Origin of the sequence: Limnobaculum zhutongyuii (assembly GCF_004295645.1) — a bacterium.
Lineage (GTDB): Bacteria > Pseudomonadota > Gammaproteobacteria > Enterobacterales > Enterobacteriaceae > Limnobaculum > Limnobaculum zhutongyuii.
This window is the reverse complement of sequence record NZ_CP034752.1, coordinates 1,100,417-1,119,105: the sequence shown is the minus strand read 5'-3', so window position 1 is coordinate 1,119,105 and position 18,689 is coordinate 1,100,417. Positions and strand designations below refer to the sequence as shown.

Annotated in this window: 22 protein-coding genes; 15 read left to right on the top strand and 7 right to left on the bottom strand. The window is 44.8% G+C overall.

Going from position 1 to position 18,689, the window contains the following annotated elements:
• Position 1: 1 nt before the first annotated feature.
• The 4 genes from EKN56_RS04680 to EKN56_RS04670 form a co-directional block, all read right to left on the bottom strand.
• Positions 2–370: a putative holin gene (locus EKN56_RS04680; RefSeq protein ID WP_130590743.1), complete on the bottom strand. Its 369-nt coding sequence runs from the start codon at positions 368–370 to the stop codon at positions 2–4.
• Between the two features lie 485 nt (positions 371–855).
• Positions 856–1,755: a DUF6731 family protein gene (locus EKN56_RS04675; RefSeq protein ID WP_130590742.1), complete on the bottom strand. Its 900-nt coding sequence runs from the start codon at positions 1,753–1,755 to the stop codon at positions 856–858.
• Between the two features lie 358 nt (positions 1,756–2,113).
• Complete coding sequence (locus EKN56_RS21445) at positions 2,114–2,236, bottom strand: hypothetical protein (RefSeq protein WP_260676987.1); 123 nt, start codon at positions 2,234–2,236, stop codon at positions 2,114–2,116.
• Positions 2,237–2,254: 18 nt separating this feature from the next.
• Entirely contained in the window at positions 2,255–2,806 is a 552-nt protein-coding gene (locus EKN56_RS04670) for a helix-turn-helix domain-containing protein (RefSeq protein ID WP_130590741.1), read from the bottom strand.
• 91 nt (positions 2,807–2,897) lie between these two features.
• Here EKN56_RS04670 and EKN56_RS04665 point away from each other — a divergent pair, with 91 nt between their 5' ends.
• Genes EKN56_RS04665 through EKN56_RS04610 form a run of 12 tightly spaced genes read left to right on the top strand, consistent with a single transcriptional unit; the run spans position 2,898 to position 10,160 of the window.
• A complete protein-coding gene (locus EKN56_RS04665) occupies positions 2,898–3,098 on the top strand; it encodes a DNA-binding protein (RefSeq protein WP_407656522.1) in 201 nt (66 codons plus the stop codon).
• Between the two features lie 11 nt (positions 3,099–3,109).
• A complete protein-coding gene (locus EKN56_RS04660; RefSeq protein WP_130590740.1) occupies positions 3,110–3,487 on the top strand; it encodes a helix-turn-helix domain-containing protein in 378 nt (125 codons plus the stop codon).
• Positions 3,484–3,786 carry a helix-turn-helix domain-containing protein gene (locus EKN56_RS04655; protein ID WP_130590739.1) on the top strand — a complete coding sequence of 101 codons (303 nt, stop codon included), beginning with the start codon at positions 3,484–3,486 and terminating at the stop codon, positions 3,784–3,786. Before EKN56_RS04660 ends, EKN56_RS04655 begins: the two co-directional genes overlap by 4 nt.
• A gap of 9 nt (positions 3,787–3,795) precedes the next feature.
• A complete protein-coding gene (locus tag EKN56_RS04650) occupies positions 3,796–4,821 on the top strand; it encodes a hypothetical protein (protein WP_130590738.1) in 1,026 nt (341 codons plus the stop codon).
• A gap of 14 nt (positions 4,822–4,835) precedes the next feature.
• Complete coding sequence (locus EKN56_RS04645; RefSeq protein WP_130590737.1) at positions 4,836–6,617, top strand: DDE-type integrase/transposase/recombinase; 1,782 nt, start codon at positions 4,836–4,838, stop codon at positions 6,615–6,617.
• Positions 6,618–6,627: 10 nt separating this feature from the next.
• Positions 6,628–7,869 carry an ExeA family protein gene (locus tag EKN56_RS04640; RefSeq protein WP_130590736.1) on the top strand — a complete coding sequence of 414 codons (1,242 nt, stop codon included), beginning with the start codon at positions 6,628–6,630 and terminating at the stop codon, positions 7,867–7,869.
• A gap of 1 nt (position 7,870) precedes the next feature.
• Complete coding sequence (locus tag EKN56_RS04635) at positions 7,871–8,176, top strand: hypothetical protein (protein ID WP_130590735.1); 306 nt, start codon at positions 7,871–7,873, stop codon at positions 8,174–8,176.
• On the top strand, positions 8,173–8,436 hold the full coding sequence (locus tag EKN56_RS04630) for a host nuclease inhibitor protein (protein ID WP_130590734.1): 264 nt from the start codon (positions 8,173–8,175) through the stop codon (positions 8,434–8,436). Before EKN56_RS04635 ends, EKN56_RS04630 begins: the two co-directional genes overlap by 4 nt.
• A complete protein-coding gene (locus EKN56_RS04625; RefSeq protein WP_130590733.1) occupies positions 8,417–9,028 on the top strand; it encodes a DUF3164 family protein in 612 nt (203 codons plus the stop codon). Before EKN56_RS04630 ends, EKN56_RS04625 begins: the two co-directional genes overlap by 20 nt.
• A gap of 1 nt (position 9,029) precedes the next feature.
• Positions 9,030–9,341, top strand: a complete 312-nt coding sequence (locus tag EKN56_RS04620) for a hypothetical protein (protein ID WP_130590732.1) — start codon at positions 9,030–9,032, stop codon at positions 9,339–9,341.
• Positions 9,342–9,357: 16 nt separating this feature from the next.
• The gene (locus EKN56_RS04615; protein ID WP_130590731.1) at positions 9,358–9,771 is read left to right on the top strand and encodes a gp16 family protein; all 414 of its coding nucleotides are present in this window, start codon (positions 9,358–9,360) and stop codon (positions 9,769–9,771) included.
• Positions 9,768–10,160, top strand: coding sequence for a Mor transcription activator family protein (locus EKN56_RS04610; RefSeq protein ID WP_130590730.1), 393 nt, complete (start codon positions 9,768–9,770; stop codon positions 10,158–10,160). Before EKN56_RS04615 ends, EKN56_RS04610 begins: the two co-directional genes overlap by 4 nt.
• Positions 10,161–10,469: 309 nt before the next feature.
• On the opposite strand, the gene araD is transcribed toward EKN56_RS04610, so the two are convergent.
• From araD to EKN56_RS04595, 3 genes are all read right to left on the bottom strand, one after another.
• Positions 10,470–11,165 (bottom strand): L-ribulose-5-phosphate 4-epimerase, encoded by a 696-nt coding sequence (araD, locus tag EKN56_RS04605; RefSeq protein ID WP_130590729.1) that lies wholly within the window; start codon positions 11,163–11,165, stop codon positions 10,470–10,472.
• 167 nt (positions 11,166–11,332) lie between these two features.
• Positions 11,333–12,835, bottom strand: coding sequence for an L-arabinose isomerase (gene araA / locus EKN56_RS04600; protein ID WP_130590728.1), 1,503 nt, complete (start codon positions 12,833–12,835; stop codon positions 11,333–11,335).
• Positions 12,836–12,892: 57 nt separating this feature from the next.
• On the bottom strand, positions 12,893–14,569 hold the full coding sequence (locus tag EKN56_RS04595) for a ribulokinase (protein ID WP_130590727.1): 1,677 nt from the start codon (positions 14,567–14,569) through the stop codon (positions 12,893–12,895).
• Between the two features lie 400 nt (positions 14,570–14,969).
• Here EKN56_RS04595 and EKN56_RS04590 point away from each other — a divergent pair, with 400 nt between their 5' ends.
• From EKN56_RS04590 to araH, 3 genes are all read left to right on the top strand, one after another.
• Entirely contained in the window at positions 14,970–15,950 is a 981-nt protein-coding gene (locus EKN56_RS04590; RefSeq protein WP_130590726.1) for an arabinose ABC transporter substrate-binding protein, read from the top strand.
• Between the two features lie 150 nt (positions 15,951–16,100).
• Positions 16,101–17,621 carry an L-arabinose ABC transporter ATP-binding protein AraG gene (gene araG, locus EKN56_RS04585; RefSeq protein WP_130590725.1) on the top strand — a complete coding sequence of 507 codons (1,521 nt, stop codon included), beginning with the start codon at positions 16,101–16,103 and terminating at the stop codon, positions 17,619–17,621.
• A gap of 16 nt (positions 17,622–17,637) precedes the next feature.
• Complete coding sequence (araH, locus tag EKN56_RS04580; protein WP_130590724.1) at positions 17,638–18,636, top strand: L-arabinose ABC transporter permease AraH; 999 nt, start codon at positions 17,638–17,640, stop codon at positions 18,634–18,636.
• The last annotated feature ends 53 nt before the right edge of the window (positions 18,637–18,689 follow it).

The following is an 18,689-nucleotide window of genomic DNA, read 5'->3' as shown; positions in this document are numbered from 1 at the left end:
ATTACAGCCCCAGTGTTACGCCAAGAATAACGGCCATGACGACAATCGCCCGGCGTAACAGAACAGCGGCGAAGATACGCTGATAACCACTAATTACCGGGTATTCAGGTTCAAGTTTATCCACTCCGTTAATCGGGTGAGCACTGATAGCTTTCCAGTTATCAACCAAGTAACTACCGGGGCTGGCATAAGGAAATAATGCCCGGTCTAAGTGATACCCGATCACCGCAGCTAAGGAGACCAGAGAAAGCTTATAGAGGGTGACAGGTAACTGCTGTGGTGACAGAACGGCGATAACGCCGAGCAGGATGACGGTGGCTAACGCCCAGGTCAGTAAACGATGTTGGCGGACACTTTTTAATAACGACATGATTTAAACCCCAATAAAATTGAAAACACCGCCATAGTAGGCGGTGCTGGGGTTTTGGTATTTTAGCCGTGATTAAAACTGAATCAATTCATGAAAGAGTTGAAATAATAATATAGAAACGTCTTCCTGTTTCAATCAGATAAGTAAGACTCAATGTAGCCATAAATATAACAACGGTAAAAATTTGGCTTACAAAGTTATCACTAACAAGCAGGCTAATTATTGAACAAACAATAAGTGATAATAAGATCGAACATGTGAAAAATGTATCACTAATCAATCTATTATAGTGACCAGTTCGCCTCATGTTTGCGATCAACGTTCTGTCCATAATAGCCGTGATTAAGGCCATTGCTGTGATAAGAAATCCTAGTAATGTTCCAGACAAACCAATAAGAACACTAGCGATGCTGCGTAGCTCACTATAATTGATACTCTTACCAAAACGCCAGAAAACGTAACCCAATAGAATACTGAGAAGTATTCTAGGTAAGAGCGTTTTCCAACGTACCAAAATAGCCATCGATATCCTCTTGGCAATCACGTTTTGCATCATCAATCAATCGATACATAGTACCACTAGGAGGAAAACGTGCATTAGTTTCGACTGATTGAAATGAAATTATGCGATCGGCAATCAAATCTATAGGGTATTCAATGCCATCTTCAATAACTTGCGCTTTAGCGGTTGTTGCACCTGAACTAGCAAAGGCCCGTAATGCTTGTTTAATACGATCAGCTAGGGCACCCGCAGAGTCTCCTCTCCTTGAATTAATACCTAGCTCTAGACGGAGACTATCAGCTGACATATGGTCCATCATATCAATAGTTTGTCGACCAAAGTCATCATCTGGATATAATTCAGGATTAGTAGGTCTTGGAATACTAACACTAATTTTTTTTACAGTTGTATTACCATTCATTAATCGCCGGATGGCATCCGTTTTCAAGACGGGGTTTAATTTTACTTTGATGCCTAACAGATTACTTAAGAAAGTTGCTAAATGTTTAGCCCCGCCAGCATGTGAATTATTGTGCCAACCAAGAAGTCGATGATTTCTGTAGTACACAAAAAAATTCTTCTCAATAATACCTTCGTTTTCGTCTAATTCTATATCTTCAGCTGGGCTTCCCACCTCGCCAATCTCGGGCACATCTGTTGTACGGAACTTTCGGAACTCACCAACAAAAGATAATGGTCGATTCCGATCTCGTAATCCCCAAATATCTCTTGTTATCCCACCTGAGTTTAATGAAGTTTCCGCACCTTCCTCGGTAATAGCTGAAAACACTTCCCAAGGAGAAGGGTAATCTGCGGTAATAGTCATATCTAGTTGAAAAAATTCAATTTTATATTTTCTTTCGGAACTTGCACTATTAACCATGATTCCCCTCTTATGAATACGTCTAATTTATTAGATTATAAATAACATATAATTAGTAGAGATAAAGCCTCGTAAAAATACTAGCAACTCAATTAGTAAGATCTGTATCAATTAATTAGTCATCATCTGGTGGATAGTTTTTTAATGCGTTACTAAAAACACAACAAGCAGCTAAAGAAATCAAAAATGCCACACTAGCATACCCATTAAAATCCTTATCTGAGTAAGCAAGAAAGAGCACACTGACTACCAGAGCAAAAAGAGCAATTCTGAACCGGCCTAATAGTCGGTTTCTTATTATCTTTCTTATTAGCCTTTCTCTCTGTATTCGATTGTGCTCATCTTCACAGTGCCGACACTATTCCCGACCAGCACTAAGAAGACGGTCTTCACAGCGAGGACAAACATCAGGTGCCGCATGCTCATGGTAATCACGCCCAGCTGCCCGATTATTATCCCCATAAATATTAAAGCCAGACATCAATTACCTCCCTAAGTGCTATTTCTTCCGTTCGTTATAGTTTCTTCCTGCTACTCGGTTACCACTACCAGAAACAGTGATACCTGCACTTTTATTTTCATTAGATTCTGGCTTGTAATCGTCAGTGGTTTTATCTGCCATATCCACACTTAACAGCAATTGCATAACTTCCATCTTAGTTTTTAGGTCAGCGCATCGGAAACGCTGTATCAATTCCCATTCGTCCTTGTTGAGGCGGTAAGTTGGTGGGGCCATAGTGAATGGTTCTTCATCCCGGCTTTCGTCGTCATCATCGCCAATAGAGGCTATTGTTTGAGCGACGTAGGCATCCGGCTTGAATATACCTAGTCTTTTCGCCTCGGCACGAGTCATTCGTTTTCCTGTAAGAACATACTGAATATCCACACCAATGTTTGCAATTGACGACATGTAGTTGGAGTCAGGTGTTCTTTCATTTTTTTCATAATTTATTTGCGCGCCTCGCTTTACACCACCGGCATTAGCTAACTCTTCTTGACTTAGAGATAAGCGAATCCTTTCTGATTTTAATCGCTCGCCAAATGTCTTCATATGAATACTATTCTCTTGACATGTTCTCATTTGAGTACAATAATGATACTAAAGTGATGATTAAGTATTCCATAAATAAAGGAGAAGCACTATGCAAAAGATAATGACGCCAGAACAGGTGAAAGCTCAGTTCCATGCTAACGGAACCACTATCCACGGTTGGGCGCAGGAGCATGGTTTTAAAACTAGTTATGTTTACGCGGTTTTAAATGGTCGGATGAAAGCCCGGTTTGGTACGGCACATGAAATTGCGGTTGCTTTGGGTTTGAAAGCTAAAGTTCAGGCAGCTTAGAGGGCTTTTATATGACACACCAACAGAGTTTTTCATGCCGGTTGTTAAGATTGAAAGAACAGCTAGGTATTCAACATGATAAAGATATTGCTGTACTACTTGGTTTAGGTGTCACTGCTTTTTCCGGAAGAAAAGAAAGAGGTTCATTTCCAGTTAACCATCTGTTGGCATTAGCAGCCAAGCGCCCCGATTTACATATTGATTTCACGTATGTATTGAATGGTGAACCACCTATTTCATCTGAAATTTCATCAAAAAATATTGATATTAATAAATTGTCTGCGGATGAATTAGAGCTACTCAATATCTTTAGTCAATTATCACTGACCCAGAAAGTTCATTTAGTGGGGTTTATTACCAATCAACTTGGAGTGGAGGCCAGAGTATGAAGACAACTTCAACATCAGGTTCTCGTGTTCTGAGAGTATTAAAAGCCGTTAAGGGTTATACCCTGACTGGCATTTCAAACAGTGCAATAGCTGAAGCTATTGATGATTCTCCATCTAATGTGAGCCGGGCCCTGAGCGTACTGATTGAGGAAGGCCTAGTTATCAAACTTGATAACGGCCTATTTGCCCACAGTACTGAAATGCTACGAATCGCACAGGCTCATGCAGAGCATGTTGCCAATTTGCAGAACCGAATCCAAGAAACAAACCAGCGGATTATGTCTGGAATCAGTCAATAAGGGCTATTTATGAAAGTGAAAATTTATAACGCTAACGATGTATTGAAACAGCAAAGTGAAGAGCCTGATTACCAGTCATCGGCGGTGGAAGATGAGATTGTGACTAATCAAAATCTGATGGCGACTGTTCAGGCTGAATATAACTATGAGCGCGATCTGGTTAATCAGCTTTTAGGTCAGGCTCAAATGGCTAATGCATTTGCTCAATTTTCCAAGACTGTCTTGACTTCTAAATTAGCTTTCGTCAAGGAAAACAAGCTATACCGGGCTATTGCTGGAAAGAAAAACCAAGACGGTCTTGAGTTTTCAGGTACGTGGGAAGAATTTTGTAATCTTCTCGGCTGGACTCCAGAACATGCGAATGAGTCAATCGCTAACTTGAACTCTTTTGGGGAAGAGGCGCTTGAATCGATGTCTCGCATGGGTATTGGTTATCGCGAGTTACGTCAATATCGGCGCTTACCTGAAAATGAAAAAATAGCGCTCATCGAACTAGCAAAGATTGGAGATAAAGAGTCATTGGTTGAATTCGCTGAGGAGATTTTTACCAAGCATACCAAAGAAAAAGAAGAGCTTAAGAAGAAAGTTGATGATACCCAGGCCGACTATAACGCCCTTCAAAAGCGTAATACCGACATCAGCAAAGAAAAAGAAGAAATGGGCCTGAAGCTTAACAAGTACGAGCTAAAAACGATCCCTTTAGATGAGCGCCTTGAGCCCTTAAAAGTTCAGATAACCCAGACCCAGGCTGAAGTAGATACCTTATTTAATGAGTATCGTCAGCACATTGAGATGATGGAAAAATTGCAGTTTGAAGCAATGGAAAATGACCCTAATTATGACCCTGAAGCACCGTTCCAGTTGCCTGAAGCGCTACATAACACCTTATTAATACTCAACGGGGCGTTAGTCATCACACTCTCACAGACTAAGCGCATGTACAAAGACCTGTGGGACAAATTTGGTGACGAAATAGAAACCGCTGGCGGTCGATTTGACCAGGTTATGAGTGATATTCGCACGTCTGATATGTAACTTGGAGTGTTGCTATGTCTACTAGTCCCGAAATTCACAGCTACCTAATTGAACTGGCCAAAAAACTGGATTTAGCAGTTCATGGGCAGCGAGGAAGCATTATTGAAGAGGCTCAGGAGTTTTTAGGCTGGCCCCCACAGACTATTTATCGTCGATTAAAACAACAGTGTGGCTGGAAGTGTGAACGTAAAACCCGTTCTGATAAAGGTAAAACCAGCGTATCTCGTGATGCCTTAATTGTCTTAGGTGCTGCCAGTCGTGAGTCTGTTCGTGATAACGGTAAGCAAACCTTATTCACTACCACTGCTCGGGGAATGCTGGAACAAAATGGCCATGAGTTCGGCGTGTCAAACTCTCAGCTTAACCGGCTATTACGCTCACGTAAGCTTAACGTGAAAGCCCAAATGCAGGTTAATCCTGTTCAGGCATTACGGGCTTTACATCCTAATCATGTTCATGAAGTCGATCCGTCTCTTTGCCTGATTTATTACATGAAAAATAAGCAGTACATCATGCGGGAGCGTGAGTTTTATAAGAACAAGCTGGAGAACTACGCCAAAATTAAATACAAGGTGTGGCGTTATACCTTATATGACCGTGCTTCTGGCCATTTTGTCCCTTGGTACGTGGAATCAGCCGGTGAAAATCAGCATGTTCTGTTCCAGTTCCTGATGTTTGCCTGGAGTAAGCAGGATAGTCGGCTATTTCATGGTGTACCGAAGATTATCTATTGGGATAAGGGTTCAGCGAACACTTCTAGCGCCATTAAAAATTTACTCGATCACCTAGAAGTGACCTATTTGGAGCATGAAGCTGGTAACGCGCGAGCCAAAGGCGGCGTTGAGAACGCTAATAACATCATTGAAACTCAGTTTGAAAGCCGTCTGCGCTTTGAGCCCGTGGAAGATATAGCCCAACTGAATAAGGCGGCTACAGCCTGGGCGGAGGCTTATAACGCTAATCGTATTCCGGGGCAAGATACCCGTCTAAATAGACGTGGATTGGCTGAACCGATATCTCGCCATGACCTATGGCAACTGATTCGGGCCGATGAACTGCGCTTATTGCCTTCTATTGAGGTTTGTCAGGCATTAATGACCAGTAAAGAGCAGGAGCGTACCGTTCGTAATGATATGACCATTGGTTTTAAACATCCTCAATCCGACCAGTCTTTAGCTTACTCATTAAAGGGGCTGGATGGCGTAACCGTTAAGGATAAGGTTTACGTTCGGGCGCTTGTTTATGGTGATTGTGCCATTCAGATCCAGGCTCCGAGATATGACGGTGAAATGCTGATCTATCGTGTCGAACCTGAGCGCAACTATGACCGTTTTGGCCAGCTACTGGATGCCGCTGTCATTGGTGAAGAATACAAATCTCAGCCGGAGACCATCATTGAGCAAGCATCCAAAGAAATGGATGAACTGGCTTATCCAGGCCAAACCCCAGAAGAAGTTAAAAAGTCACGCGCTAAACAGGCTGTACCGTTTAGCGGCTTAAATGCCCACGGTTACTTCAATGATATTGAGCATCCAACTTACTTACCTAAGCAAGGTACGGAGATTGATACACCGGAGCACCTAAAAACGCCGGTATCAATGCTATCAGCTACCGCCGCCATGCTAAGAATTTCCGGTGCTATTGGCCGTAGCCTGAGTGTTGACGAGAACAAATGGTTGGCCAGTCGGTATAAAGATGGTCTTCCTGAAGACAGTATTCAGTCAGTTATCCAGCTATTTACCCAGCCAGTTGCCGCTGTTCAGGATACTGGCACCACCGGTTTACGAGCGATTTAAGGACGGATTTATGGCGTTAAATCTAAAGCGAATGATGAGCAAGCTAAGTATGAAGCAAACAGAGCTTGCCCGTCAGATTAAGTACAAAAACGGTACCTTAAGCCAGGCCGCCGTTAACCTGATCATTAACCACAACCTTTGGCCCCGTAGCATTGACAAGGAAACAATAAAGAAACAGGTAGAAGATGCCTTAGTTAACAAAGGGCTAAAAGAAGAGTTTTTAGTTGATGTATTTGAAGAAGAAACTGGTGCAGAGGGAATCTTGGCGGACAACCCTGCACCAGTAGACACCCCACTAGGAAAAAAGGAGTCCACCCATATGTTACTACGTAAACATACGCTAAGTCGCGCAACCCGCGCCCACTTCCGTATTCTGCGCGATCCGTTCACCGATGAAATGCAGTCAGACAGTGACGTTTTTCTGTCTGACGATATCCGCTATGTGCGGGAGGCCATGCGTCAAACCGCTAAATATGGCGGTATGTTGGCGGTTATCGGTGAGTCAGGTGCCGGTAAGTCAACGTTACGCCAAGACCTTATCGAATGGATTAACGTCAACCATGAACCGATCACGGTTATCGAACCTTATGTTCTGGGTATGGAAGATAATGAAGTTAAAGGTAAGGCGCTGAAGAGTGTTGATATTAGCGGTGCCATTGTTAATGCCATTGACCCACAGGCTAAACCTCGCCGTTCTGCCGAGGCACGTGCGCGTCAGATGCACGATTTACTGAAAGCCAGCGCCTTAACTGGGCGTAAGCATGTATTGATCATCGAAGAGGCGCACGGTCTACCTATCCCAACCTTGAAGCACCTGAAGCGCTTTTATGAGCTTCAGGAAGGCTTTAAAAAGTTACTGGCCATTATCTTAATCGGCCAGACAGAGCTTCAGTACAAGCTTTCCGAGTTCAATCCAGAGGTGCGTGAGGTTGTTCAGCGTACCGAGATTGTTAACCTCAAGCCGCTGGATTTAAAGGTTGAGGAATACATTAAGCATAAATTTACCTGTATCAATATTGACTATACCACTCTGTTTGAGCCCAGCGCTTTTGATGAAATCCTCAATCGGTTACGTATCAGCGTTACTGATGGTCGGGGCTCTTCCAGAGGCGTAAAAGTACGTTCTCTTTGTTACCCGCTGGCGGTGAATAATCTGGTTACCGGTGCGCTGAATCTGGCCTGTCGCATTGGTGCGCCAAAAGTCACCGGTGAGCTAATCATCGAGTCAGTGAAAACGCGGGAGGATATCTAATATGGATAGTCTTCAGCGTTCTGAAGCCAACAGTAATATCCCAGTTGCCTGGACATCTGAAAATGAGCTAGCTGGTCTAGGGCTTATGCATGGTGACATCTGGGAGCAGCCGAAGAATAAGGATGATATTCCCTTGTACCGTAATCCTTTTTCTCGGGTACCTGCTGATAATAGTCTTCATCGCCTTACTGGTGCTGATGTTATGCATTATCGGAAAATTCCTTTGGTTGACCGGTTAGTCATATGGGGCTCAGCCATTGGAATTATTGTCATCGCTGTTATCGGTCTTCTCAGAGGTGCGGCATGATCGCCTATTGTTTTGCTAGTGGCGTCATCGAGTTCGGGCAGCGATTACCAAATGGGGCACTCCCAATTATCTCTGGGAAAGCGCGCAATGTCCGAGACTTAATTGGCGTTCATGCCCGTCACGCCTATGACGGCCAAACATTATTAGTACCTGGTATTCCTGAAGCTATTGACCAGCACGAAGGACTCGACGCATTACAGGCATTTATTAACAGAATTAAACCTGAACTTGAGGAGATGAATGATGAAACAAATTCCTGATGGATATATGAAAGACCGTAAAGGTCGTTTAGTCCCTGTAACTCAAGTTTCAGCTTATGACCTTGAGATGGATACGTTCGTAAGAGCTCAGATTATTAAAGCTCGTGAAATCAATGAAAACTTAAAAGCCTTTAAAACAAAGACATTTGATGAGTGCTATGCCTGGTTAGATTTAGTGGCTGAAAAATATCAGCGCACCCTTGGTGGCCAGAAAGGCAACATCACGTTTAGCACATTTGATGGCGCTGAGCAGATTCGGATATCGGTTCAGGATTCACTGACGTTCGGGCCAGAGCTACAGATAGCTAAAGACATTATTGATGAATGCCTGTCTGAGTGGGCCAAGGGGGCAAATGAAAACCTACAGGCATTGATTACCGATGCATTTGAGGTCGATAAAGAAGGCCAGCTTAATACTGCCCGTATTCTCTCCCTGCGTCGGATAAAGATTAACGATCCGCGCTGGCTTCAGGCTATGGAAGCTATTGCCGATTCATTACAGGTGGCTGTCTCTAAAACCTATCTGAACTTCAGGGAACAGGCTGATGATGGCCGGATGGTTCATATTCCTTTAGATATTGCGGGGGTGTGATATGTCATCTTTTAAGGACACTATTCCCTATCTAAGTCTGGATCAGTTGAATGACTTCAAAAACGTTATATTGCAGGCCATAGCAGATAAAAAAGGCGAGGAAACTCGCGTTGTTTGGCAAGTACTGAATGGCCATATCACTATTGGTAACTTTCATTCTGATAATTATAGTGATGCTCTGGATTGTTTAATTCAAGCGGCTTCTAAGTCCTATTCTAAGGATAAAAATGCTCTGGCTGAGTTGCAATTTTCTATCGAGGTCATTCGCGTTCCAGTGAGCGAATATGACAATTGGTTCAAATGGAATCGCTAGGTGAAAGGTGAATGACATGGAAAGAGGAAAACTGATTCAGCTTATTCAGATTGCTAAAGCGCAACTTTGTTTAGATGAGGATGTTTACCGTTCTATCCTGGCTAAGCTGACAGCAAAAGCCTCATTACGGGAAATGTCTCCGAAGCAGCTTAGTATCGTTTTAGACCACTTAAAGGGGCTAGGTTTTAAGGTTCGCGCCAAGGTACCAAATCAAGCTAATTCACTACGCCCACAGCTTGAGTTAATCCGTTCGCTTTGGCATGGGCTGGCTAAACGTGGTGTTGTCAAAAACGGCACCGAATCAGCCCTAAACCACTTCATTAAACGTATGGTTAAAGTAGATACGCTACAATGGCTGGATAAACGTAAAGCCAGCATTGTGATTGAGCACCTTAAGCAATGGTCATCGAGAACGGAGGCTACAAAATGAGTAAGGCAGCCCAAGATCGACTGTTTAAAAGTAAGGGGCCAGAGTTACTGGTGAACCTAGCTGATCATGTAACAGACAGCGTGAAAGATGTGCTCGGTGTTTCAGGTATAACGGCTGAGCACCTTGGCCAAGAAGTGGCGCTACGGATGTCTCAGGTATGGTGTGGGCAGTTGATTTACTTTCCGTCAGGTACTCAGCTTAAGAGTGCCCAAACTCACCTACAAATCTTCGAGGCTTTTAATGGCCGTAACCACGATGAAGTTGCTACTAAATTCGGCGTGAGTGTTCAGCACGTATATAAGGTGGTAAAATTGATTCGTAAAGAGACGCTCAGAGATATGCAAGGTGACCTGTTTTCTGGTGATTCTAATGAATTACCAAAAGAGTAACGGTAAAACAAAAAGAGACTCAGAATTGTTTGGGTCTCTTTAAAAAATTGAGCCTGATTTTTATTGCAGCCCTTGCAATCCTCTTACAAAACTCTTTCCTTTATGTTCCTGTATATTCCGGTATGTTTCGGAATTATCACAGTACAGTCCATTTAATTATCATGTTCTATCTCAAGATTATTTCAGGATTGGTAATGAGTAACCTAATAACATCAGAAGACTATAAATAATAAATTTCTTGATAAGATGAACGATAAACCAATGAGAAGCACCCTAACAATAAGTGGGTGCTTCAAGATAGGGTTCTCTTTACTGCCCGTAATAAGCATTCTTACCATGCTTACGCAGATAGTGTTTATCCAACAACTCCTGCTGCATTTCACCTAAATCTGGCGTTAGCTGGCAGGTAAACAGATTCATATAAGCAATCTCTTCCAGCACCACGGCGTTATGCACAGCATTGTCCGGATCTGTTCCCCAGGCAAAAGGACCGTGAGAATTAACCAACACCGCCGGAATATCTTTAGCGTTGATCCCCAAAACTTTAAACGTTTCGATAATCACATTACCGGTTTCCAGTTCATACTCTCCGGCTATTTCTGCCGGTGTCATTCTTCTGGTACAAGGAATTGGGCCATAGAAATAGTCTGCGTGGGTGGTTCCCCATGCAGGTAAATCGCGTCCGGCCTGCGCCCAAATAGTGGCATGGCGAGAGTGAGTATGCACAATTCCACCAATCTCAGGGAATGCCCGATACAACGCCAGATGAGTTTCGGTATCTGATGAAGGCTTTTTGCTGCCTTCTACAGCTTTTCCGGTTTCCAGACTCACTACCACCATATCGTCAGCGGTCATATGTTCATACTCAACACCTGACGGCTTAATCACCATCACGCCGCGTTCACGATCGACTCCGCTGACATTTCCCCAGGTAAAGGTCACTAAATGATGACGGGGTAAAGCCAGATTAGCCTCTAAAACCTGTTTCTTTAGTTGCTGATACATATTCGTTTGCCTTTTAATCTTTTCTTTCTAAATTAGCAGTTAAATTCAGCTCACTACTGAAAGAGAATTGCCCCCGGACAGTGATGCCTGAGGGCCAACTTGATTACTCTTTCAATTCAAACATCAATCGTTATCAATATGATGCTTGGTTTATTACCCGATATCGCTTAGCGACACAGCTTGTAATAAACCTCATTCCAGCGAATTTCATTCTTAAATGCCGGAATCTCAGTGTCCTGACCGATCACCAGCATCTCAATGCCGCACATTTCAGCATAGATACGCAGATGCTCAACATCCAGAGCCTGAGTGAATACTGTATGGTGCGCACCGCCAGCCAGAATCCAGGCTTCAACCGCGACATCCAGCGATGGATGAGTTTTCCATACTGCATGAGCAACCGGAAGCTTAGGCAGGTCATGTGGTGGCTTAACGGTATCAACCGTATTCACCAGCAGGCGGAAACGATCGCCCATATCAATCAGACTGGCGTTCAGCGCCGGGCCAGCCGGTGCAGAGAAGATCAAACGCGCCGGATCGTCTTTACCACCAATACCCAGATGCTGAACATCCAGCAGAGGTTTCTCTTCGCTGGCGATGGATGGGCAAACTTCCAGCATATGAGAACCTAATACCAGGTCATTACCCGCCGCAAAGTTATAGGTGTAGTCTTCCATAAAGGAAGTGCCGCCTTTCATGCCGCTTGCCATAACCTTCATAATGCGCAGCAGCGCAGCAGTTTTCCAGTCGCCTTCGGCACCAAAACCATAGCCCTGTTGCATTAAGCGCTGTACTGATAGTCCTGGCAGCTGTTTTAATCCGTATAGGTTTTCAAAGGTCGTGGTGAAAGCGCCAAACTTACCCTGCTCCAGAAATTTCTTCAGGCCCAGTTCAATACGGGCAGCATCCAGCAGATTACTGCGTTTAGCACCATTGACTTTAACCACATCAGTCAGACGATAAGTGGCTTCATACTCTTCCACCAATGCATCGATCTCACCTTTAGAAACGGCATCTACCACCGATACCAGATCCCCTAAGCCATAACCGTTTACCGCATAACCAAATTTGATCTGTGCAGAAACCTTGTTGCCTTCCGTTACCGCAACTTCACGCATATTGTCGCCAAAGCGGGCAACCTTCAGGTTTTTACTTTCATAAATACCGGCAGCAACACGCATCCAGCGATCCAGCTTGTGGTGTACTTCTTTATCTTTCCATGAGCCCACTACCGCGGTGTACTCATTACGCATACGTGCACCAATGAAACCGAACTCACGACCGCCGTGGGCAGTTTGGTTCAGGTTCATAAAGTCCATATCAATGGTGCCCCATGGAATTTCATTGCTGTATTGGGTATGGAGTTGTAATAACGGCTTTTCCAGCAGGCTTAAACCGGCAATCCACATTCTGGCTGGAGAGAAAGTGTGTAACCAGGTAACGATACCCACGCAGCTTTGGGCGTAGTTTGCTTCCCGGCACAGGTTTACAATCTCATCCGGTGTGGTCGCCAGCGGTTTGATCACTAACTTGATCGGCAATCCAGCTTGTTTATTTAAACCATCAACCACTTCCTGAGCCTGTTGACTCACCTGTTGCAGTGTTTTTGGCCCATACAGATGTTGACTACCGATAACAAACCAAACTTCTAACTGATTAAAGACGTTCATATAAACTCCTATAGAGAGCCTGCTTTTCAGCAGGCTAATTCAAAATTGAGTACCGTATTATTCAGCTTTGGCCGCATAGCAAGGCTCTGCGACTTTGCCCCACTGCTGATAGCGCTGATAAAGTTTTTCATACTGCGCGGCACGCTGTGGATCCGGCGTCAACGTGCGTTCAATTGGGCTAGCCATGTGTTGTTGAGCATCCTGAATAGTGGCGTGAACACCGGCGGCAACCGCAGCAAAAATGGCGGCCCCCAGGGCACAGCACTGATCGGACTCAACGATTTGCAGCGGGCGATTCATTACGTCAGTACAAACCTGCATGATCACCGGAGATTTACGAGCAATACCACCTAATGCCAGTACGTTTTCCACCGGAATATCCTGATCGACAAAACACTCCATAATGGCGCGAGCACCAAATGCCGTAGAGGCAATAAATCCACCAAACAGGGTTGGTGCATCGGTACCGAGGTTTAAATCTGTGATGACACCTTTCAGGCGCTGGTTGGCAAATGGCGTTCTGCGGCCGTTGAACCAGTCAAGCACCACCGGTAGCTTTTCCAGTGAGGTTTGTTGAGCCCAGGCTTCCGTTAAAGCAGGTAATAAATTAGATTCGATTTGCTTCAGTGCTGGCGCTAATTCAGGGTTCTGCGCTGCGGCATGATTCAGCGGCCAAGACAGCAAGCGGCTAAACCAGGCATACATATCACCGAAGGCGGACTGTCCGGCCTCCATACCAATAAGGCCCGGAATCACGCTACCATCGACCTGACCACAAATGCCTGCAACGGCACGGTCACCCACCAGTTGGTAATCTGCCAGCAGGATGTCGCAGGTAGAAGTGCCAATCACTTTCACCAACGTATAGGGTTGAGCACCCGCTCCCACGGCGCCCATATGGCAGTCAAACTCACCACCAGAGATCATGACATTTTCTGGCAAGCCTAAACGTGCAGCCCATTCTTTAGTGATCTGCCCTACCGGTTTCTCAGCGGTGTGAGTTTCAGTAAACATGGGATAAGTCAGGTCATTAACCAGAATAGGATCTAATGCCTGTAAAAAATCACGCGGCGGCAAACCATTCCAGTCCATATGCCACAATGCTTTATGACCCGCAGCACAACGGCTACGCTTAAGATTAGTTGGCGCCTGAGTACCGCTTAATAACGCGGGAACCCAGTCGCACAGTTCAACCCAGGAAGTTGCAGCGTTACGTACAGCGGCATCCGCACGGGAAACATGCAAGATTTTGGCCCAGAACCATTCAGATGAATAAACACCACCAATATAGCGCGTATAGTCATCAAACTTACCGCTATGGCACAGGCGGTTAATCTCTTCGGCTTCTTCAATAGAGGTGTGGTCTTTCCATAACACGAACATCGCATTCGGGTTATCGGCAAACTCAGGACGCAGGGCTAATACTCGTCCCTCATTATCAATGGGAGCTGGCGTTGAACCGGTAGTATCGACACCAATACCCACGATAGTTTTACGCTGCTCTGGTGTCAGCATGGCAACCACGGCTTTAATCGCCTGTTCCATCGACTCAATATAATCCTGAGGATGGTGGCGGAACTGATTATCAGATGGTTTACAAAATAGTCCCTGCTTCCAGCGCGGATAATAGACGACTTCGGTTGCAATCTCGGAGCCTTCTATGCAGTCAACAGCCAAAGCGCGAACAGAGTCACTACCGAAGTCAAGCCCAAGAGCAATAGCGCCTTTTGACATAAAAACCTCATATACGAATTAATGGTGATTTTTGTTTGGGGATACCATAAAAAAATCCCATCAAATCGGCGAGGATGCATTAGCTAGAAATATGCACAATCTTGCTTTCTTAAGATGGAGTGTGATCTACCTCAAAATCAAAATACATCACTTTTCCACTGAATATATGAACGATCTTGCTGTAATTCTCAATTGTGATGGCGCTCTAAAAAATCATATCGAATAAACGTTAAAACTTACGCCACTTTGTTATGGATTATATATGAACAGGCTTAAAAATGGCGTCAGTAAGCGTGTTAAATAAAAATCCGTTGTTATAACAATAGTAGATCTCGCTGAGTCAATATCATAAATACAGCCAATTAGGCTATATAGACCAAGTACAGGAGAGATAGAACATATGCATAAATTTACTAAGGCCCTTGCTGTTGTAGGATTGTCGGCGATTATGTCACATTCAGCTATCGCTGAAACGATGAAGCTCGGCTTTCTGGTTAAACAACCTGAAGAACCTTGGTTCCAAACCGAGTGGGCATTTGCGGATAAAGCAGGTAAAGATCTCGGTTTTGACGTAATTAAAATTGCGGTTCCGGACGGCGAAAAAACCCTGAACGCTATTGATAGCCTGGCGGCTAACGGAGCGAAAGGTTTTGTTATTTGTACCCCGGATCCAAAATTAGGGCCGGCAATTATTGCTAAAGCCAAAAGCTACAACCTGAAGGTTATTACCGTTGATGACCAGTTCGTTAACGCTAAGGGTAAACCGATGGATACGGTTCCTCTGGTCATGATGGCCGCCACAAAAATTGGTGAGCGTCAGGGCGAAGAGTTATGGAAAGAGATGACCAAACGTAAGTGGAACATCGCTGAAACCGGCGTAATGGCGATTACCTCTAACGAACTGGATACCGCTCGTCGCCGTACCTCTGGCTCTATGGATGCGCTGAAAGCTGCTGGTTTCCCTGAGAAACAAATTTATCAGGTACCGAGCAAATCAAACGATATCCCGGGCTCCTTTGATGCAGCTAACTCCATGTTAGTACAACATCCGGAAGTGAAAAACTGGCTAATCGTTGGCTTTAACGACAACACCATTCTGGGTGGCGTACGTGCAACAGAAGGTCAGAATTTCAAACCTGAAAACGTTATCGGTATTGGTATCAACGGTGTGGATGCGGTAAACGAGCTGTCAAAAGCTAACGCTACCGGCTTCTACGGTTCACTGTTACCAAGCCCGGACGTACACGGCTATAAGAGTATTGAAATGCTCTACAACTGGGAAACCAAAGGTGTTGAGCCAGCTAAATTCACTGAAGTTACCGATGTAGTACTGCTTACTCGCGAAAACTTCAAAGTTGAGCTGCAAAAGAAAGGACTGTAATTGTCCATTGGGCAGATGGTTAACCATCTGCCCACTTTATACGACACCGTATTATCGAAAAATATACTTATTCCGTCAGTCGCTTCTTTTGGGCCGTTTACAATTAAAAGCCCCCTGCGGATAAGTGGTACGAGCATTAAGGAACTTATTATGCCTACGCTGCAATCACCTTATCTCGAGTTTTGTCAAATCAGTAAAACGTTTCCAGGCGTAAAAGCACTGCAAAACATTAGCTTTGACTGTCATCCAGGTCAGGTTCATGCGCTGATGGGAGAGAATGGAGCTGGAAAATCAACGCTGCTTAAAATACTCAGCGGCAACTATATCCCAACTACGGGTGAAATTAAGGTTAAGGGGCAACCGGTAAAATTCAATAACACCATGGATGCCCTGAATTCCGGTATTGCCATTATTTATCAGGAACTACATTTGATTCCTGAAATGACCGTCGCTGAAAACATCTATTTAGGGCAATTGCCAACCAAAGGCGGCGTGGTCAATAAAAAAATCCTCAACTATGAGGCACGTATTCAACTGGAGCATTTGGGGCTGGATATCGACCCAAATACGCCACTGAAGTATCTCTCCATCGGCCAATGGCAAATGGTGGAAATAGCCAAGGCACTGGCGCGTAACGCCAAGATCATTGCCTTTGATGAGCCAACCAGCTCACTGTCTGCCAGAGAGATCGAACAGCTATTCCGTGTTATTCGCGAGCTCCGTGCTGAAGGTCGGGTCATTCTGTATGTATCCCACCGTATGGAAGAGATCTTTGCCCTTAGCGATGCCATTACCGTCTTTAAAGATGGCTGTTATATGAAAACCTTCACCGACATTCCTAACCTGACCCATGACGAACTGGTTCAAACCATGGTTGGACGTGATATTGGTGACATCTATGGCTATAGCCCTCGTCCTTTAGGGGATGTGCGCTTTGAACTGAAAAATGTTAAAGCGCCGGGCGTTAAGCACCCCATTAGTTTTCAGGTACGTCAGGGTGAAATTGTCGGTTTATTCGGTCTGGTCGGTGCTGGCCGCAGTGAATTATTAAAATCACTCTTTGGCGCTACTCGCATTACCGGTGGTAGCGTCGAGCTGGATGGCAAAACGCTGAATATTAGCTCCCCTATCGAAGGTATCAGTCAGGGCATCATGTTATGTCCGGAAGACCGTAAAGCCGAAGGCATCATTCCGGTTCACTCAGTAAAAGACAATATCAATATCAGCGCTCGTCGCAAAACCCTTAGCGCAGGCTGCCTGATCAATAACAGTTGGGAGAACAGCAACGCCGACAGGCGTATTCGTGAACTCAACATCAAAACCCCATCGGCAGAACAGCTGATTATGAACCTGTCAGGTGGTAATCAACAAAAAGCCATTCTTGGCCGCTGGTTATCCGAAGAGATGAAAGTGATTTTGTTAGATGAACCAACGCGCGGTATTGACGTTGGCGCTAAACACGAAATCTATAACGTTATTTATGAACTCGCAAAACAGGGTATTGCCGTTGTCTTTGCCTCCAGTGACTTACCGGAAGTTCTTGGTCTTGCCGATCGTATTCTGGTAATGCGTGAAGGTGCGCTGTCAGGGGAATTAACCCATGACGACGCTACCGAAGGGAAAGCCCTGAGTTTAGCCATGTTAAATACCACCGCTGATGCGGTTGCCTAAGAGAAGGAAAATCTTCATGTCGATAACAACTACAACCCCATCCCCGGCAAAAACATCGGCTAGCGATAAAGGCAATAGCCTGAGCCGTATCTGGGATAGCTACGGTATGCTGGTAGTGTTCGCCGTACTGTTTATTGCCTGTATGGTCTTTGTTCCTAACTTTGCCTCCTGGATTAATATGCGCGGTCTGGGTCTGGCTATTTCCATGTCCGGCATGGTGGCCTGCGGCATGCTGTTCTGTCTGGCATCCGGTGACTTTGACCTGTCCGTCGCCTCAGTCATTGCCTGTGCTGGCGTAACGACGGCGGTAGTCATCAACCATACAGAAAGCCTGGCTATCGGTATCGGTGCTGGTTTATTACTGGGCCTGGCATTTGGCTTACTCAACGGCTTCGTCATTGCCCGTTTGAAAATTAACGCCCTGATTACCACCCTTGCCACTATGCAAATTGCCCGTGGTTTAGCCTATATCATCTCCGATGGTAAAGCGGTAGGTATCGAAGATGAGCGTTTCTTTGAGTTAGGTAACACCAGTTGGTTTAGCATTCCGGTTCCAATCTGGATCACCCTGTTCTGCTTTATTCTGTTTGGCTTCCTGCTAAATAAAACCACCTTTGGTCGTAATACTCTGGCCGTTGGTGGTAATGAAGAAGCCGCGCGTCTGGCCGGTGTACCGGTAATTCGTACTAAGATCATCATTTTCGCGCTGACAGGTTTAATCTCTGCGGCGGCAGGTATTATCTTAGCCTCGCGGATGACCAGCGGACAGCCAATGACCTCTATGGGTTATGAGTTAATTGTTATCTCTGCTTGTGTACTGGGTGGAGTTTCACTAAAAGGTGGTATTGGTAAAATATCTTATGTTATTGCTGGTGTTCTGATTCTGGGTACGGTAGAAAACGCGATGAACCTGTTAAATATTTCGCCATTCTATCAATACGTTGTACGTGGTCTGATCCTTCTGGCTGCGGTTATCTTCGACCGCTATAAGCAACTGGCGAAACAAAAAGTATAATTACCCCATCACCATACCGGGTTAAACCCGGTATGGTATGTTACACCGTCTAA

Coding starts and splice junctions, on each gene's coding strand:
- EKN56_RS04675 (WP_130590742.1), bottom strand. CDS start 1,755: ATGGTTAATAGTGCAAGTTCCGAAAGAAAATATAAAATTGAATTTTTT.
- EKN56_RS04650 (WP_130590738.1), top strand. CDS start 3,796: ATGAAAGTGAAAATTTATAACGCTAACGATGTATTGAAACAGCAAAGT.
- EKN56_RS04665 (WP_407656522.1), top strand. CDS start 2,898: ATGCAAAAGATAATGACGCCAGAACAGGTGAAAGCTCAGTTCCATGCT.
- EKN56_RS04615 (WP_130590731.1), top strand. CDS start 9,358: ATGGAAAGAGGAAAACTGATTCAGCTTATTCAGATTGCTAAAGCGCAA.
- araH (WP_130590724.1), top strand. CDS start 17,638: ATGTCGATAACAACTACAACCCCATCCCCGGCAAAAACATCGGCTAGC.
- EKN56_RS04655 (WP_130590739.1), top strand. CDS start 3,484: ATGAAGACAACTTCAACATCAGGTTCTCGTGTTCTGAGAGTATTAAAA.
- EKN56_RS04610 (WP_130590730.1), top strand. CDS start 9,768: ATGAGTAAGGCAGCCCAAGATCGACTGTTTAAAAGTAAGGGGCCAGAG.
- EKN56_RS04590 (WP_130590726.1), top strand. CDS start 14,970: ATGCATAAATTTACTAAGGCCCTTGCTGTTGTAGGATTGTCGGCGATT.
- EKN56_RS04670 (WP_130590741.1), bottom strand. CDS start 2,806: ATGAAGACATTTGGCGAGCGATTAAAATCAGAAAGGATTCGCTTATCT.
- EKN56_RS04635 (WP_130590735.1), top strand. CDS start 7,871: ATGGATAGTCTTCAGCGTTCTGAAGCCAACAGTAATATCCCAGTTGCC.
- EKN56_RS21445 (WP_260676987.1), bottom strand. CDS start 2,236: ATGTCTGGCTTTAATATTTATGGGGATAATAATCGGGCAGCTGGGCGT.
- EKN56_RS04595 (WP_130590727.1), bottom strand. CDS start 14,569: ATGTCAAAAGGCGCTATTGCTCTTGGGCTTGACTTCGGTAGTGACTCT.
- EKN56_RS04680 (WP_130590743.1), bottom strand. CDS start 370: ATGTCGTTATTAAAAAGTGTCCGCCAACATCGTTTACTGACCTGGGCG.
- araG (WP_130590725.1), top strand. CDS start 16,101: ATGCCTACGCTGCAATCACCTTATCTCGAGTTTTGTCAAATCAGTAAA.
- EKN56_RS04625 (WP_130590733.1), top strand. CDS start 8,417: ATGATGAAACAAATTCCTGATGGATATATGAAAGACCGTAAAGGTCGT.
- EKN56_RS04620 (WP_130590732.1), top strand. CDS start 9,030: ATGTCATCTTTTAAGGACACTATTCCCTATCTAAGTCTGGATCAGTTG.
- EKN56_RS04630 (WP_130590734.1), top strand. CDS start 8,173: ATGATCGCCTATTGTTTTGCTAGTGGCGTCATCGAGTTCGGGCAGCGA.
- araD (WP_130590729.1), bottom strand. CDS start 11,165: ATGTATCAGCAACTAAAGAAACAGGTTTTAGAGGCTAATCTGGCTTTA.
- araA (WP_130590728.1), bottom strand. CDS start 12,835: ATGAACGTCTTTAATCAGTTAGAAGTTTGGTTTGTTATCGGTAGTCAA.
- EKN56_RS04660 (WP_130590740.1), top strand. CDS start 3,110: ATGACACACCAACAGAGTTTTTCATGCCGGTTGTTAAGATTGAAAGAA.
- EKN56_RS04645 (WP_130590737.1), top strand. CDS start 4,836: ATGTCTACTAGTCCCGAAATTCACAGCTACCTAATTGAACTGGCCAAA.
- EKN56_RS04640 (WP_130590736.1), top strand. CDS start 6,628: ATGGCGTTAAATCTAAAGCGAATGATGAGCAAGCTAAGTATGAAGCAA.